Raw genomic sequence first — 16,628 nt, forward strand, 5'->3', positions numbered from 1 at the left:
TTTAACCTTTGTCAGCAGTAAAAAGCACTCGTGTTGAGTGCTTTTTACGTTTTATCAATACGTTATTTGCTGTGACAGCAGCAATCAGATGCTTTTTTATCAAAGCGAGCGGCTGCTTCGTCCCAGTTGACGACGTTCCAGAAGGCTTTGATGTAATCCGGACGGCGGTTTTGATATTTCAGATAATAGGCGTGTTCCCAAACATCCAAGCCTAAAATCGGGAAGCCTGCTACACCTGCAATCTCTTTGCCCATCAATGGTGAGTCTTGGTTGGCGGTGGAGACAACGGATAATTTGCCGTCATTCAGCACTAACCATGCCCAACCTGAGCCGAAGCGGGTTGCTGCCGCTTTTTCAAATTCTGCTTGGAATGCTTCAACAGAACCGAAATCGCGCACGATAGCGTCTTTCAATGCGCCTTGTAACGTAGTACCTAATTTCAACCCTTTCCAGAACAGTGAATGGTTAGCGTGTCCACCGGCATTGTTGCGAAGTGCGGTGCGTTTGTCAGCAGGGATTTTGTCCAAATTAGCAATCAGTTCACCGGGACATTTGTCTTGCCACTCCGGCAAGGTTTCTAACACCGCATTGGCATTGTTCACATAGGCTTGATGGTGTTTGGAATGGTGAATTTCCATGGTTTGTTTGTCAAAGTGCGGTTCTAATGCATCGTAGGCATAAGGTAATTCAGGTAGAGTATAAGCCATTTTCATTTCCTCATTTGGTTGAATAAAGCGCTAAAAATAGTGTTTCAGTAATGCTTTGTTAGGATAAAGCGAATCGAATTTTCGAGCTTCAGTGTAGCAAAGAAATTGATCGAGATCATTAAATGTTTATAAATATGTCAGGTTAGATTTCGCATAAACAAAAAGGCAGAACATTTATTTTCTGCCTTTTGTTGGTTGAGTCAGCTTGTGGCTGACCGCACTTTTATGTTTGGTGTGTTACTCTTGGTTATCTTTAGAGGCATTCACTGCCGCAACAGCCACCATGTTGATGATGCGACGCACCGAAGCCACCGGCGTCAGAATATGAGCCGATTGGCGCAAGCCCATCAACATCGGTCCAACGGTGATTGCGGTGGTTGCCGAACGCAGCAGATTATAGCCGATTCGTGCTGCTTCCATGTTTGGCATCACCAATAAGTTGGCGCCGCCTTTCAATGGACTGTCGGGCATAATGTTTTTACGCAATTTTTCCGATAGTGCGATATCAGCGTGCATTTCGCCATCGATAATCAATTCCGGATCACGTTGCTGCACTAACTGCAAGACTTTACGCATTTTGACCGCACTTGGGTGATCACTGGCGCCGTAGTTGGAGTGAGAAATCAATGCCACTTGCGGTTCAATCCCGAAACGGCGCACTTCTTCTGCTGCCATTAGCGTGATTTCCGCCAAAGACTCTGCATCCGGATCTTGGTTGACGAAAGCATCAGTGACAAATACGTTGCCGCTCGGCATCACCAAGCCGTTGACGGTGGCGGCGGTTTTCACACCGTCTTTTAAGCCAATTACGTTACGGATAGATTTTAGGTGATCGGCATAAGAGCCGACTAATCCGCAAATCATGCCGTCGGCTTGACCTAGATGCACCAACATTGCGGCGATTGTTGTTGGGTTGATCCGAATTTCTTGTTTTGCCAATGCCGGAGTGATGCCACGACGTTTCATGATGTCGTAATAGCCTTTCCAGCAGGTTTCGTAGCGTTCGTCTTTTTCAATGTTGATAATTTCGAACTCTTTGCCTTCCTCGATTTGTAAGCCGAGCTGTTTGATCCGCTGTTTGATGACATCCGGGCGGCCAATCAGAATTGGCAATGCGATTTCCAGTGCGGCAATCTCTTGTACGGCGTGCAGTACGCGCGGTTCTTCGCCGTCGGAAATGATAATTCGTTTTTTATCAAGACGAGCCTGAGCGAAAATCGGTTTCATGAACAGATTGGTTTTATACACAAATTGAGTCAGTTTTTCGATATAAACGCTGAAATCATTGATTGGGCGCAGCGCAACCCCGGAGTCCATCGCCGCTTTGGCAACCGCAGGGGCGATTTTGATGATTAAACGTGGATCAAATGGTTTTGGAATCAGGTATTCCGGACCAAATGCCAGTTCTTGATCACCGTAAGCAGAGGAGACCACATCGCTTTGTTCGGCATGCGCCAGTTCGGCAATTGCATGCACGGCAGCCAGTTTCATCTCTTCATTAATGGTAGTAGCGCCCACATCTAACGCACCGCGGAAGATAAACGGGAAGCACAATACGTTGTTGACCTGATTCGGGAAATCCGAGCGGCCGGTGCAGACAATCGCATCTGGACGAACTGCTTTGGCATCCGGCGGCAAAATTTCCGGATCAGGATTGGCAAGTGCCAAAATAATTGGGCTTGGCCCCATGCTTTTCACCATTTCTTGGGTTAAAGCACCGGCGGCGGAACAACCCAAGAAAATATCGGCATTTGGAATGGCGTCTGCCAGACGACGAGTGCCGTTATCTTCAATGGCATAAAACTTTTTGGTTTCATCCATGCGATCGGCATCTTCACGCTGTTTGTAAATCACCCCTTTGGAATCACAAACGGTGATGTTTTGTTTTTCCATGCCCAACGCACGTAGTAAATTCAAGCAAGCAATGGCAGAAGCACCCGCACCGGAAACCACTAATTTGACGTGTTTTATGTCTTTATTCACTACGCGTAAACCATTCATGACAGCGGCAGCACAAATAATGGCGGTGCCGTGTTGGTCATCGTGGAATACCGGAATTTTCATTCGCTCACGCAGTTTTTTCTCAATATAGAAACATTCCGGTGCTTTGATATCTTCTAAGTTGATGCCACCGAAAGTAGGTTCAAGTGAGGCGATAATATCAACCAGTTTGTCCGGATCACGTTCGTCAATTTCGATGTCGAACACATCGACACCGGCGAATTTTTTAAATAACACGCCTTTGCCTTCCATCACCGGCTTACCTGCCAAGGCACCGATATTGCCCAAACCGAGTACCGCAGTACCGTTGGAGATCACCCCGACCAAATTACCACGAGCCGTGTATTTATAAGCCGCCAACGGATCTTGCTGAATTTCCAGACACGGAATAGCGACGCCCGGCGAGTAGGCAAGCGCCAGATCGCGTTGAGTGGCGAGAGATTTGGTTGGGGTCACTTCGATTTTTCCCGGAATCGGAAATTCATGAAAATCAAGTGCAGCTTGGCGAAGTTGTTTATCCATTGTCTAATCCTTATCAATACAGGTTGTAAATAGGTTGAATTGGTTTGATCAAAACGTTAAAAAAGTGGAGTAAATTATACGCTTTATTTCAGTATTGTTGAGGATTGTTCAAGGAGTATGTGATATGGAACACATATTTTTTGGTGAAAGGCTTTTCAAGTCATCGAGCATTTAAGCAAATTTAATCCACTATAATTTGGCTTAGCAACTGTATCTTTAAGGTTAAACGGGTACAATATGCGCAATAGGTGATAGTAAGAATAAAAATAAAAGGTTGATGATGCGTTTAGATAAATTTTTGGCAGAGCAGAGTGGGCTGACCCGTTCGCAAGTGGGGAAAATCCTACGCAGCGGGGTGGTTACGGTAAACGGTGTGGTGATAAAATCCGGCGCAACCCAAATTTCATCAGCGGATCAGATTCTGTTTGACGGCGAGTTGTTGCAGTGGCTGGAAGCCGGACAATACTTGATGTTACATAAACCGGCAGGGTATATTTGTTCCCATGACGACGGCGAATACCCAACGGTATACCAACTGTTTGATTATCCGCTCAGAAATAAATTGCACTCTGTCGGGCGCTTGGATGTCGATACCACCGGATTGGTGTTGTTGACCGATGATGGGCAATGGTCGCACCGCATCACCTCGCCCAAATTTCAATGTGAAAAAACCTATTTGGTGACGCTGGCGGATCCGATTGAAAATAACTATCAAAGTGCGGTTGAGCAGGGCATTTTATTACGAGGCGAGCAAGTGCCGACCAAACCTGGCAAACTGGAGATTGTGGACGACTACAATCTGAATTTAACCATCAGTGAAGGGCGCTACCATCAGGTGAAACGCATGTTTGCGGCGTTGGGGAATAAAGTGGTCGGACTGCACCGTTGGCGGATTGGCGATGTAATTTTGGATGAGACGTTGGACGAAGGCGAATACCGCACGTTGACAGCGGCAGAGGTGGCCGGCTTTAAATGACAGAGTGGTTAATATAACCATGTGATGTTGAAATCAGGAACAAGAATGTTACAGACAGAAAAGATAAGACAAATTAAAAAAAGCCCGATTTTCGTGTTGATTTTGGGCATTTTGGCCATGTTGCCACCGTTGGCAATTGATATGTATTTGCCATCGTTTTTGGATATTGCCCGTGATTTAAATGTGAATTCGGAGCGGGTGCAAAATACGCTGGCGCTGTTTACGCTGGGTTTTGCCACCGGGCAATTGCTGTGGGGACCGGCAGCAGACAGCTTCGGACGCAAGCCGGTGATTATGATTGGCACACTGATTTTTGCGCTGACCGCACTTTTTCTGACACAGGTGGATAATATTCAAGAATTCTTGGTTCTGCGCTTTATTCAAGGCTTTTTTGGTGCGGCGCCGGCAGTAGTGCTGGGGGCGTTGTTGCGCGATTTGTTTTCGAAAAACTACTTCTCCAAAATGATGTCGATGATTATGTTGGTGTCGATGATTGCGCCACTGTTGGCGCCGTTTATCGGCGGCTATCTGGCAAAATTTTTCCATTGGCATTCCATTTTTTATGTGTTGGCGTTTTTTGGGGTTTTAAGCTGCCTGCTGGTGTTTTGGAAAATTCCGGAATCTCATCCAGTCGAAAAACGTGTGCCGTTTAGTTTGAAAGTGGTGATACGAAATTTTGCTTCGCTGATTCGGGTGAAAGCGGTGGTCGGCTATGTATTGGCAGGGGCTTTCTCATTTGCCGGGATGTTCTCGTTTTTAACCTCCGGTTCGATTGTATATATCGATATTTATGGAGTAGCGCCGGAGCATTTTGGTTATTTCTTTGTGATGAACATGACGGTGTTGATTCTGTTTACCTCGATTAACGGCAAAATGGTGCTGCAAGTCGGTGCGGAAAAAATGCTGCGTTTCGGGCTAAGCATACAATTTTTAGCAGGTATTTGGTTGTTATTGGTTGCGATGCTAGACTTGGGATTTTGGCCGATGGCACTGGGTGTTTCCGCCTTTGTCGGGATGTTGTCGATTATCGGCTCTAATGCGATGGCGGCGATTTTGGATCGCTTTCCGCAGGTTGCCGGTACTGCCAATTCCTTAGCAGGCACGATCCGTTTTGGCGTCGGTGCCATAGTCGGTTTTTTAATTGCGCTGGTGCCGATTACCAATGCAGTGCCGATGTTGTTGTCGATGTTTCTATGTACCTTATTGTCGGTGCTGAGTTACTATTTTTTAACTTACCGCAACCTTAAATCGGCATAAGATTCAGCATGATGAAATTAACCATCAAAGATATTGCGCGTTTAAGTGGTGTCGGGAAGTCAACGGTTTCACGGGTGCTGAATAATGAGCCGAATGTCAGCAAAGCCACTAAAGCGCAGGTGTTGGCAGTGGTCGAAGCATACAATTTTCAACCGTCACGTAGCGCTCGGGCGATGCGTGGTATTGAGAATCGGGTGGTCGGGATCATCGTCACCCGTTTAGATTCACCGTCGGAAAATCGGGTACTACGTGGCATTCTGAATGCGTTGCAGCAGGACGGCAGCGAACATTTTATTGTCGAAAGCCGTTTTGAGCCAAAATTAGTGGAAGAGCATTTGCGTTTTTTCGCACAGCGCCGTGTTGACGGAGTGATTGTGTTTGGTTTCAGCCAATTGCAACAAGAATCACTGTTACCCTATAAGCAAAAATTGGTGGTGGTGGCGCAACATTATGCTGAATTGTCTTCAGTGTATTATGATGATTGTGGTTCGATTCGCTTGTTGATGGCGCATTTATACCAACAGGGGCGGCGACGAATTGCTTATCTTGGCGTGGCGTTGGATGACCGCACCACGGGAAGGTTGCGCTATCAGGCTTACCTTGATTTTTGCACCGAAAAACAACTGGAACCGCACTTTGCGTTGGGATCACTGGATTATGCACATGCTTATCAGCAGGCGCCTTTAGTGATTAGTGAACAGACCGAGGCGGTGGTTTGTGCCACCGACAGTATCGCCATTGGTGTGAACCAATATTTACAGCAGCAACAGCGCAGCGATATTCAAGTTTGCGGTGTCGGCAATAACAAATTGCTGAAATTCCTGTTTCCGCAAACCTTGAGCATCGAGTTTGGGCTGTATCGTGCCGGAGAACGTGCAGTGGAGCAACTGCAACGTTTATTAGCCTGCCCGGAACGGATTGAGCATTTTTGTGTTGCTTGCCATTTTCCAGAATAAAAATAAGGCGGGCATAATCGCTGGAATCAGGGCGAATCATAAGATCCGCCCTTTGTTGCTGACGCTGACTAACGATGCCGCCCGTTATTCCACATAAGGATCAAAAATGGTGGCTTTACGGGTCGCCATTTCTTCATAAAGGCTCCATTTGCGATTGGCCACTTTTTGCGCCCGAACCGCAATCTCAGCGGCTTCCTGTGGGTGCTGCCGTTGTAGCATTTGGAAGCGGGTTTCGTGGCTGCGGTACTCTTCCAGTGGTACGCTCGGACGCAAACTGTCGAGTGAAAACGGAATTTCCCCCACCTCTTTTAACGCCGGATTGTAGCGGAACAGCGGCCAGTGCCCGGATTTGACCGCTCTTTGCTGCTGTTGCAAGCCCTCTTCCATCTGAATGCCGTGGGCAATGCAGTGGCTGTAGGCAATAATGAGCGACGGCCCCGGATAGGCTTCGGCTTCGCGCATGGCCAGCAACGTTTGTTGCGGATCGGCACCAAAGGCAATCCGTGCCACATACACATTGTTGTAGGTGATCGCCTGCATCGCAATATCTTTTTTGCTGGCTTGTTTGCCGGAAGCAGCAAATTTGGCAACGGCACCGAGCGGGGTGGATTTCGACATCTGTCCGCCGGTGTTGGAGTACACTTCGGTGTCCATCACCAAAATATTGACATCAGCACCGCTGGCCAGCACATGATCCAAGCCGCTGTAACCAATGTCATAAGCCCAACCGTCGCCACCGACGATCCAGATGGAACGGCGAATCAGGTGATCGGCAACCGACTTTAAGTTAAGCGCACTGTCGCTGCCGATGTCGCTTAACCGCACTTTCAGTTCGGCAACCCGTTTGATTTGTGCCTGAATTTGCGATTCGGTTTTTTGTTCGCTGTGCAGCAGTTGCTCTACCAGTTTCGGCGCCAAGTGCGGTGCTTGTTGGCGCAATAATTCCTGTGCCAATTGCTGGTGTTTGGTTTCAGCCAGACGGAAACCGAAGCCGAACTCGGCATTGTCTTCAAACAGCGAGTTTGACCATGCCGGGCCACGGCCATCGGCATTTTTACTCCAAGGCGTGGTCGGCAAATTACCGCCGTAAATCGAGGAGCAGCCGGTGGCATTGGCGATCATCAGCCGATCCCCGAACAGGCGTGACAGCAAGCTGAGATACGGCGTTTCGCCGCAACCGCTGCAAGCGCCGCTGAACTCAAACAGCGGTTGCAGGAACTGCACGCCACGCACATTGGAAAAATCGATTTTCGCCCGATCGTTATACGGAATGGTTTCAAAGAACGTCAGGCTCTGTTTTTCCTGTTCCAGATACGGGGTTTTTTCGCGCATATTAAGCGCTTTATAGCTCGGATTATCCAAATCGGTCATCGGGCAGGCATCGACACACAGCGAGCAGCCGGTGCAGTCTTCCGGATAGAGCTGAATGGTGTAGCGGGTATCCGGAAAGCCGCGTGCGGTGGTCATCGCAGAGCGGAATCCGGGCGGCGCTTGTTCCAGCAGTTCTTTGTGGTAGAACTTGGCACGAATGGCGCTGTGCGGACAAACAAAACTGCAATTGCCGCATTGAATGCAAAGCGCTTGATCCCAAATTGGGATATTTTGCGCAATGTTGCGTTTTTCCCATTGGGTGGTTGCCGACGGATAAGTGCCGTCCGGCGGCAGCATCGACACCGGAATCAAATCGCCTTTGCCTGCCATCATTTGTGCGGTAACCTGACGCACAAATTCCGGTGCTTTGCTTGAAACCGGTTGATAAGCCTGCTCAAGTGCGGTCACCTGTGTCGGAATATTCACCGGATAAAGGTGGGTCAGAGTATGATCCACGGCGGCAAAATTCTTTTGCACAACCGCTTCCCCTTTGCGCAAGTAGGTTTTCTCAATTGCTTTTTTGATTTTGGCAATCGCCTTGTCTTTTGCCATCACGTTGGAAAGGGCAAAAAAGCAGGTCTGCATAATGGTGTTGATGCGGTTGCCCATGGCGGTGTCTTTCGCCACTTTGTAAGCGTCGATCACGTATAGTTTAATCTTTTTATCGATAATTTGCCGCTGCACCGCACTGGGTAGTTTGTCCCAAATGCTATCGGCAGCATATTGGCTGTTCAGTAGGAAAGTGGCATTGGGGGCGGCGTTGCCCAGCATATCTGTGGTTTGCAAAAAGGTTTCCTGATGACAGGCGATAAAATTCGCCGATTGAATCAGGTAGGGGCTGTTGATCGGGTGTGAGCCGAAACGTAAATGGGAGATGGTTTGTGAGCCGGATTTTTTCGAGTCGTACACAAAATAGCCTTGTGCGAAATAGTCCGGATCATCACCGATAATTTTAATCGTATTTTTATTGGCGCCAACCGTGCCGTCTGCGCCCAAGCCGTAAAACATCGCACGCACTGTGTCTTGACTTTCGATAGCATAACTTGGGTCAACCGTCAGACTGGTGTGGGTGAGATCGTCGCTGATGCCGACCGTAAAATGCTGTTTCGGATGGGCTTGTTTCAGCTCGTCAAACACCGCTTTCACCATTGCCGGGGTAAACTCTTTACTCGACAGCCCGTAGCGTCCGGCGATCACTTTTGGAAAAATCGGCAACTGTTCTTGGTTTTCGATAAGTGCGGTCAGGATATCCTGATACAGCGGTTCGCCGTTGCAGCCCGGTTCTTTGGTGCGATCCAACACCGCAATCCGTTTGACACTGCGCGGCAGTTCCGCCAACAGATGTTCGGCGCTTAGCGGACGGTATAACCGCACTTGGACTGCCCCCAGTTTCTCACCTTTGGCATTCAGATCACGCAGGGTCTCTTTCACGGTTTCAATGCCGGAACCCATGGCGATAATCACCGATTCTGCTTCGGGATCACCGTAATATTCGATGATTTTATACTGCCGTCCGGTCAACTCAGCCAACTGTTGCATTTTTTCTGCCACGATGTGCGGTGTGTTTTGATAATACAAATTGACCGATTCGCGTGCCTGAAAATAGACATCCGGATTTTGTGCCGTGCCGCGAATAAACGGATTGTCCGGGCTTAACCCTCTGGCACGATGGGCTCGGACCAACTCGTCGGGGATCATCGCTTTGACTGCTTGGTCATCAATCAGCGCAATCTTATTGACCTCATGAGAGGTGCGGAAACCGTCGAAAAAATGGATAAACGGAATACGGGCGGAAAGCGTGGCGGCATGGGCAACCAGCGCCATATCATGGCTTTCCTGCACTGATGAAGCTGCCAACATAGCAAAACCGGTTGTGCGTGCTGCCATCACGTCTTGATGGTCGCCGAAAATCGAGAGACCTTGTGCCGCCAGCGAGCGTGCCGCAACATGAAACACTGCCGAGGTCAGCTCACCGGCAATTTTATACATATTCGGCAACATCAACATCAGCCCTTGTGAGGCGGTGAAGGTCGTGGTTAATGCACCGCTTTGCAGTGCGCCGTGCACCGCCCCGGCAGCGCCGCCTTCACTTTGCATTTCGGCAACCAGCGGAATATTGCCCCAGATATTTTTTTGTTGTTCCGCAATCCACAAATCGACCAGTTCCGCCATGGTGGAGGACGGGGTAATTGGATAGATCGCACAGACTTCACTGACACGATAGGCAATTGATGCGGTGGCTTCGCTGCCATCGCAGGTGATCATTTTAGCATTGAATTGACTCATCATTTTCTCCTAACTGGCAACCGCCACCATTTCTAACGCATGACAAGGACATTGCAGATAACAGGCTTCGCAACCGGTGCATTTGGCGTAATCCACTTGGTAACCTTTGCCTTTGCCCAGACGGATAATCGCCTCTTGCGGGCAGGCGCCAAAGCAGCCGTTACACTCAAAACAGTTTCCGCAGGAGTAGCAGCGCTGCGCCTCATAAACCGCCTCTTGCTCGCTCAAGCCACCCAAGACTTCATCAAAGGATTTGGCGCGCAGATGTGCTGCCATCGTCGGCTGTTCGCTCTGTTCGGCATCGGTTTTATACCACAGGTGCAGCCGGTTATATTGAATCAGCGGATGCTTGCTCGGTTTTTGGTAAGTGCGGTTATGCAGGTAGGCATCGATATGATAAGCGGCTTTTTTGCCGTGTCCGACCGCAATGGTGACGGTGCGATCGGACGGCACCATGTCGCCGCCGGCAAACAATCCGGCATAACCGGTCATCATGTTGTCATTCACCATTACCGTGCCGTCGGCTTTGTAATCCACGCCCGGAATGCCTTGGGTCAGTTGGCTGTCGATATTTTGTCCCAGTGCCAGAATCAGGGAGTCGGCTTCCAGATACTCGTATTCGCCGCTCGGCTGTGGGCGACCTTTTTCGTCCAACCGCATTTTTTCCAATTTAAAGCGTGTGCCGTCGATTTCGTTAATGGTGCGCAGCCAGTGGAATTCCACACCTTCCTCGATGGCTTCGGCGCACTCAAAATCATGTGCCGGCATATTGTCTCGATCACGGCGATAGATCACCATCACATCCGATCCCAGCCGTTTGGCGGTACGTGCCGCATCCATTGCGGTGTTGCCGCCACCATATACCGCCACGCGCTTGCCCAATCTCGGCGCTTGCCCCATGCCGATATCGCGCAAATAGCTGACCGCATCGGTCACCCGCGACGGATCATCGTTGGGAATATCGACTCCCCGCCCGATGTGGGCGCCGACGGCTAAAAATACCGCATCAAAATTGCCCTCCAGTTTAGCCTGCAAGATGTTATCAACTTTGCAGTTTAAGACGATGTTGACCCCCATCTCTGCGATGCGGTTAATCTCGGCTTCTAAAATCGGACGTGGCAAGCGGTAAGCCGGAATGCCAAAACGCATCATGCCTCCAGCCAGCGGGGCAGAGTCGCGCACTTCGACTTGGTGTCCTTTCAGGCGCAAATGGTAAGCTGCGGACAGACCGCTCGGGCCTGCGCCGACCACCAGCACTTTTTTGCCGCTGTCAGGATTGTTCAACTCGACCGGCCAATGTTGTTCGATGGCCAGATCCCCGAGAAAACGCTCAACGGCGTGAATGCTGACCGCATCATCGACTTGGGTGCGATTGCAAGCGGTTTCACACGGATGGTAACAAACCCGCCCGTGAATCGCCGGCATCGGATTGTTGCGCATCAGCTCTTGCCATGCGGCTTGGTACTGTTTTTCTTGTGCCAAGGAGAGCCACTGTTGGATATTGCTGCCGGTCGGGCAGGCATGATTGCAGGGCGGCAGGGAGTTGGTGTACACCGGTACTTTGGTTTGCACCGGTCCCGAGCCCTTTTTTTCGGTCAGATCCGGTGGAAAGGTCATATCAGCTTTAACATCTTTCATGGCAATGTCCTTTATTGTTTGTGCAAACAACGGACTGCATTCCCCTGAAATTGTGGGAATCTCGTTATCATCTCGAGTCGTGTTGAGGTAAAAGTCGTTTTCGTCGGTTAGCCGTCTTTGCGAGCGGATAGCACTACAATACCCTATTTTTATTAAGGAGATGCGGTTATCTTCGGTTTATGCGAGAGAGATCAATTTTTGCGGGATGGTGGTGGTGAAAAATGCGAACTTGCCCGAAATTTTGCATCATTCCGGGCATTTAAGGAAGGCTAAAGTAGGTTAAGTGCGGTGACGGTCTTGTTCGGTGAGCGGGCGGATCACACGGCACGGCACACCGGCGGCCAGGACATTATCCGGAATATCAGTGGTCACAATGCTGCCGGCGGCAATCACGCTATTGCTGCCAATGGTCACGCCAGGCATCACTTTCACGCCGCCGCCAAACCAGACATTGTCACCGACGGTAATCGGATAGGCATATTCCAAGCCTTGATTACGCCGCTCGACATCGAGAGGATGACCGGCGGTATAGAAACCGCAATCCGGCGCGATAAACACATTGTCGCCAAAGGTGACTTTGGCGCCGTCCAAGATCACACAATTGTGGTTGGCGTAGAAATTCTCACCGATTTCAATGTTGTAGCCGTAATCACACCAAAACGGTGCGACCAGAGAAAAATGGGTTTGGGTTTTGCCGAACAGTTGCCGAATCAACTGTTGCTGCTGTTCCACCTCAGACGGACGCAGTTGGTTGTAATCATAGCAACGCTCTTTGCAGCGCAACCGCTCTTGAATTAAGTCAGGGTCGTTGTTGGCATCATAAATCAAGCCTGCCAGCATTTTCTGTTTTTCTGTCATGTTATCTGTCATTGAATTAAGTCTGGTGAAAAGTGCGGTCGCTGTCAAATCGCTGCACCGCACTTTGCTGAGTTATATACTTTGCTTAGTTATACACTTTGCTTAGTTATACATTTTGTAGCAAATACACCGCTTGATAAGGCGCCAATTCAATGCTGTCGCCCAAAGCCAATGCTTGCGGATAATTATGCAATAGTGTCTGCCATTCACCGGCAGTCTGTTGCGGACGTTCAAGTGTTTGCGTTTGGTGGCTTAAATTGGCCAACACCCACAATTTTTGCTTGCCGCTCGTGCGCAGATAGCTCCAAACGGACGGGTGTTGCGGCAGCAGATCCTGATAATCGCCGTCAGTCAACACCGGCAGGGATTTGCGCAGCGCAATCAATTTTTTATAGCAATAAAATACCGAATCAGGGTCGTTGACCGCACTTTCGGCATTCACTTGCCGATAATTGGGGGCAACACCTATCCAAGGTTCAGCAGTGCTGAAACCGGCGTTGGTTAGCGTATTCCACTGCATCGGAGTACGGCTGTTGTCGCGTGATTTCTGGGCTAAAATTTTCAGCACCAAGGCTTGATCCAAGCCGTTATCCAACAACTCTTGGTACATATTCAGGCTTTCCACATCACGATATTGCTCAATGCGGCTGAAGCCCGGATTGGTCATGCCAAATTCTTCGCCTTGATAGATGTACGGCGTGCCTTGCATGCCGTGCAACACCATGGCCAGCATTTTGCCGGAAACCGTACGAAGTGCGGTTTCGTCGCCAAAACGCGATACAATCCGTGGCTGATCATGGTTGCACCAGAACAGTGCATTCCACGCTTTGCCGTGCATGCCTTGCTGCCAGTAGTTGAAAATCGATTTCAGCTCCACATAGTCCGGCGCCGCATAAGTCCATTTCTCACCGTTGGGATAATCGACTTTCAGATGGTGGAAATTGAAGGTCATTGACAGTTCTGAGCCGTTCAGTGCAGCGTATTGTTGGCAATTTTGCAAACTGGTGGACGACATTTCCCCGACCGTCATTAAACCGCGCGGCTGAAAAACCTGCTCACTCAATTCACGCATAAATTCGTGAATCCGTGGCCCGTCGGTATAGAAACGACGGCCGTCGCCTTGATCATCACTGGGGAAATCCTGATTTTTAGACACCAGATTGACCACATCCAAGCGCAACCCGTCCACGCCTTTATCCGCCCAAAAATGGCAAACCTGTTGCAGCTGTCGGCGGACGTTTTCATTTTCCCAGTTGAGATCTGCTTGTTCGGTAGCAAACAGGTGCAAATAGTGCTTGCCGACCTGTTGACACCATTGCCATGCGCCGCCGCCGAATTTGGAGCGCCAGTTGTTGGGGGACTGCGTTTGATCTTCACCACGCCAAATATAGTAGTCATGGTATTCACTTTCCGGATTTTGCGCTTGTTTAAACCAAGCGTGCTCGGTCGAGGTGTGGTTGAACACCATATCCATAACAATCCGGATATTGCGCTGATGCGCTTCGGCCACCAACAATTCAAAATCTGCCATTGTGCCGTAATCCGGATTGATGCCGCAGTAATCGGCAACATCATAGCCGTTATCAATTTGCGGCGAAGGGTAAATCGGCGTGATCCAAATCCCGTCGACACCCAAGGTTTGCAGGTAATCCAAGCGTTGAATAATACCGCGAATATCGCCGCGCCCGTTGCCGCTGGTATCCTGAAAACTTTTGGGATAAATTTGGTAGATAACCCCGTTCTTCCACCATTCTGTCTGTTGCATTGCTTGTCCTTTTGTCTGTTTATTTCGGTTCAAAACCGCACTTTCAATTTTTTTAGTGTGTTATTGCGCTAACGTGCCTTTTGCCGCTTGGCGTTTGTACACCAAAATCGTCAACAGCAATGGCACCACCACCGCAACCAGCATCGCCAAGGCAAAGATGCCCCAATATTGCGGTTGAATCGACAGAATGCCCGGCAAACCGCCGACGCCGATGCCGTTTGCCATCACCCCGGCCAAGCCACAAATTAAAGCGGCACAGGCGGAACCGATCATGGCGCATAGCATTGGGAAGCGGTATTTTAAATTGATGCCATACATTGCCGGCTCGGTCACCCCTAAGTAAGCGGAAATGGTTGCCGGCACCGAAATTTCACGCTCATTCAGTTTTTTACTGATTAATACGATACCGAATACCGCTGAGGCTTGAGCAATGTTTGACAGGGCAATCAACGGCCAAACCGGTGTGCCGCCCATGCTTTGGATCATCTGCATATCAATGGCCAAGGTGGTTTGATGAATTCCGGTGATCACCAACGGTGCATACAGGAAACCGAATAGGGCTGCACCAAGCGGGGCAAAACTGCCGGTCATGGCCGCTTTCACCGCAATTGCCACACCGTTGCCGATTTCGCGTCCAAACGGGCCGATTAAAGCGTGCGCTAAAAATACGGCGATAATTAAGGAACAGACCGGCACAATCACCAAATTCAAATAGTCCGGCACAATCCGTTTAAAACCACGTTCGATCCATGCCAATGCCATCCCGGCTAAAATCGACGGAATCACTTGCGCCTGATACCCGACTTTATCAATGCTGAACCAACCGAAGTCCCACACTTCCGGTACTTGCGTGCCTAAGCCGTAGGAGTTCATCAACTGCGGAGAGACCAACGTCACCCCCAACACAATTCCCAAAATCGGCGAACCGCCCATTTTTCTGACCGTTGACCAACAGATGCCGACCGGCAGGAAGAAGAAAATCGCTTCGCCCAACAGCCATAAAAAGTCATAAATGGTTTTCCACATCGGGGAAGATTGCACCAGCGTTTGTCCGTCCGACATCGGAATGTCACCGATCACATTGCGGAAACCTAAAATTAAACCGCCGCTGATCAGCGCCGGCAACAACGGAATAAAAATCTCGGCAAAGTGCGAAATCACTTTTTCGTGCCATTTCATATTCTGCCGCGCCGCCACTTTCGCCGCCTCTTTATCGGCGGAACTGAGATTAGTCTGTTTTAACAATTCTTGATAGTAATCGCCCACTTCCGGCCCGATCACCACTTGGAACTGCCCGGCATTGGTGAAACAACCTTTCACCATCGGCAGTTGTTCTAAGGCTTTCACATCGGCTTTGCCAGTGTCATTCAATACAAAACGCAAGCGGGTGATGCAGTGGGTCACCGTTGCAATATTATTTTTACCGCCGACCAATTCAATGAGGCGGCTGACGTTTTGTGGATCCAGTTTTTTTGCCATGATTTTTCCTTAAGCAATTTCATTAAAATAACGCTCGAATTTTAGGCTTGTTTATTTTTTTATCAATGGGAACGTTCCCAAATAGTGATCAAGATCACGAATTGAACATAAAAAAACCGATACCCGATTCAGAAATGTGAATCGGTATCGATTTTTGGGTTTATTGCTACGCTTTTTCCGATCGTAATCCTTCTTGGCGTAAGTAATTATTCAGTTTTGCTAAAGCATGTTCTTTTTGTGCCTCAGGCAACTGCGAAACATGAATATTTTTGAGGGCGGCAACTAAATTCCAATAGAAATCCAAAGTGATTGAAAATCCCTGTTTTTTCGCCAAAATATAAGCTTTTTCTGCGCCGATACGACGTAGTTGGTTCACATCAGTAATATTTACCTTTAATAATAAACGTTCATGTTTTATACTCAGATTCGGCAGTTCTTTAATCCGTTTTTTGCGAGCAAGTTGAAAGTCAATTTTTTGTTGTTTGACTTGCTCGATCGATTGGTGTAAAAATTCACGATATAGTATATCGTTTTCAGTAATCGTTTGTGGTAAGCGATAATAACGGGAAAGAGAAAGCGCGTTGTTACTGCTGGCTAAGCAGGGAGCCGCACCATATCGCTCCAATTGTTGTGCCAAATCACCTTCGGCACGCAAATAGAATACACCGGATTGCATAATGCCGAACAGATGATTATTTTGATAAAATCCATATCCAGAAAATAAACTATTAACTGTAACGTCTTTAATTAAACGGTCCAATTTTTTTCGAATCAAATAAGTATGTTGTTTTATATGATTATTCATAAGTAAT

Annotated in this window: 11 protein-coding genes; 3 read left to right on the forward strand and 8 right to left on the reverse strand. The window is 48.8% G+C overall.

The annotated features are described in order from the left end of the window. Positions 1 to 62: 62 nt before the first annotated feature. Together sodA and FHQ30_RS04915 are read right to left on the reverse strand one after the other, a co-directional pair. On the reverse strand, positions 63 to 707 hold the full coding sequence (gene sodA / locus FHQ30_RS04910) for a superoxide dismutase [Mn] (protein ID WP_139608607.1): 645 nt from the start codon (positions 705 to 707) through the stop codon (positions 63 to 65). Positions 708 to 944: 237 nt separating this feature from the next. Further along, positions 945 to 3,230, reverse strand: a complete 2,286-nt coding sequence (locus tag FHQ30_RS04915) for an NADP-dependent malic enzyme (RefSeq protein WP_139611043.1) — start codon at positions 3,228 to 3,230, stop codon at positions 945 to 947. 280 nt (positions 3,231 to 3,510) lie between these two features. Here FHQ30_RS04915 and rsuA point away from each other — a divergent pair, with 280 nt between their 5' ends. Genes rsuA through treR form a run of 3 tightly spaced genes read left to right on the forward strand, consistent with a single transcriptional unit; the run spans position 3,511 to position 6,419 of the window. Next, positions 3,511 to 4,206, forward strand: coding sequence for a 16S rRNA pseudouridine(516) synthase RsuA (gene rsuA, locus FHQ30_RS04920; RefSeq protein WP_139611044.1), 696 nt, complete (start codon positions 3,511 to 3,513; stop codon positions 4,204 to 4,206). 45 nt (positions 4,207 to 4,251) lie between these two features. Next, the gene (locus tag FHQ30_RS04925) at positions 4,252 to 5,463 is read left to right on the forward strand and encodes a Bcr/CflA family multidrug efflux MFS transporter (RefSeq protein WP_139611045.1); all 1,212 of its coding nucleotides are present in this window, start codon (positions 4,252 to 4,254) and stop codon (positions 5,461 to 5,463) included. Between the two features lie 8 nt (positions 5,464 to 5,471). Beyond that, the gene (gene treR / locus FHQ30_RS04930; RefSeq protein ID WP_139611046.1) at positions 5,472 to 6,419 is read left to right on the forward strand and encodes a trehalose operon repressor TreR; all 948 of its coding nucleotides are present in this window, start codon (positions 5,472 to 5,474) and stop codon (positions 6,417 to 6,419) included. 84 nt (positions 6,420 to 6,503) lie between these two features. Here treR and nifJ read toward each other — a convergent pair whose 3' ends face one another. The 6 genes from nifJ to FHQ30_RS04960 form a co-directional block, all read right to left on the reverse strand. Beyond that, positions 6,504 to 10,076 carry a pyruvate:ferredoxin (flavodoxin) oxidoreductase gene (gene nifJ, locus FHQ30_RS04935; RefSeq protein WP_139611093.1) on the reverse strand — a complete coding sequence of 1,191 codons (3,573 nt, stop codon included), beginning with the start codon at positions 10,074 to 10,076 and terminating at the stop codon, positions 6,504 to 6,506. A 9-nt stretch (positions 10,077 to 10,085) separates the two neighbouring features. Continuing rightward, the gene (locus FHQ30_RS04940; protein WP_267963804.1) at positions 10,086 to 11,744 is read right to left on the reverse strand and encodes an NAD(P)-binding protein; all 1,659 of its coding nucleotides are present in this window, start codon (positions 11,742 to 11,744) and stop codon (positions 10,086 to 10,088) included. A 249-nt stretch (positions 11,745 to 11,993) separates the two neighbouring features. Next, positions 11,994 to 12,572 (reverse strand): sugar O-acetyltransferase, encoded by a 579-nt coding sequence (locus tag FHQ30_RS04945; RefSeq protein WP_139611048.1) that lies wholly within the window; start codon positions 12,570 to 12,572, stop codon positions 11,994 to 11,996. 106 nt (positions 12,573 to 12,678) lie between these two features. Beyond that, positions 12,679 to 14,337: an alpha,alpha-phosphotrehalase gene (gene treC / locus FHQ30_RS04950; RefSeq protein ID WP_139611049.1), complete on the reverse strand. Its 1,659-nt coding sequence runs from the start codon at positions 14,335 to 14,337 to the stop codon at positions 12,679 to 12,681. A gap of 60 nt (positions 14,338 to 14,397) precedes the next feature. Continuing rightward, positions 14,398 to 15,816 carry a PTS trehalose transporter subunit IIBC gene (gene treB / locus FHQ30_RS04955; RefSeq protein WP_139611050.1) on the reverse strand — a complete coding sequence of 473 codons (1,419 nt, stop codon included), beginning with the start codon at positions 15,814 to 15,816 and terminating at the stop codon, positions 14,398 to 14,400. 166 nt (positions 15,817 to 15,982) lie between these two features. Then, positions 15,983 to 16,628: TfoX/Sxy family DNA transformation protein (locus tag FHQ30_RS04960; RefSeq protein ID WP_139625148.1), on the reverse strand; the 646-nt coding region annotated here is incomplete at its 5' end.

Source organism: Testudinibacter sp. 'clade 2' (genome assembly GCF_006227735.1).
In the GTDB taxonomy this organism is placed as follows: domain Bacteria; phylum Pseudomonadota; class Gammaproteobacteria; order Enterobacterales; family Pasteurellaceae; genus Chelonobacter.

Coding starts and splice junctions, on each gene's coding strand:
- treR (WP_139611046.1), top strand. CDS start 5,472: ATGATGAAATTAACCATCAAAGATATTGCGCGTTTAAGTGGTGTCGGG.
- FHQ30_RS04945 (WP_139611048.1), bottom strand. CDS start 12,572: ATGACAGAAAAACAGAAAATGCTGGCAGGCTTGATTTATGATGCCAAC.
- treC (WP_139611049.1), bottom strand. CDS start 14,337: ATGCAACAGACAGAATGGTGGAAGAACGGGGTTATCTACCAAATTTAT.
- rsuA (WP_139611044.1), top strand. CDS start 3,511: ATGCGTTTAGATAAATTTTTGGCAGAGCAGAGTGGGCTGACCCGTTCG.
- nifJ (WP_139611093.1), bottom strand. CDS start 10,076: ATGAGTCAATTCAATGCTAAAATGATCACCTGCGATGGCAGCGAAGCC.
- FHQ30_RS04925 (WP_139611045.1), top strand. CDS start 4,252: ATGTTACAGACAGAAAAGATAAGACAAATTAAAAAAAGCCCGATTTTC.
- FHQ30_RS04915 (WP_139611043.1), bottom strand. CDS start 3,230: ATGGATAAACAACTTCGCCAAGCTGCACTTGATTTTCATGAATTTCCG.
- sodA (WP_139608607.1), bottom strand. CDS start 707: ATGGCTTATACTCTACCTGAATTACCTTATGCCTACGATGCATTAGAA.
- treB (WP_139611050.1), bottom strand. CDS start 15,816: ATGGCAAAAAAACTGGATCCACAAAACGTCAGCCGCCTCATTGAATTG.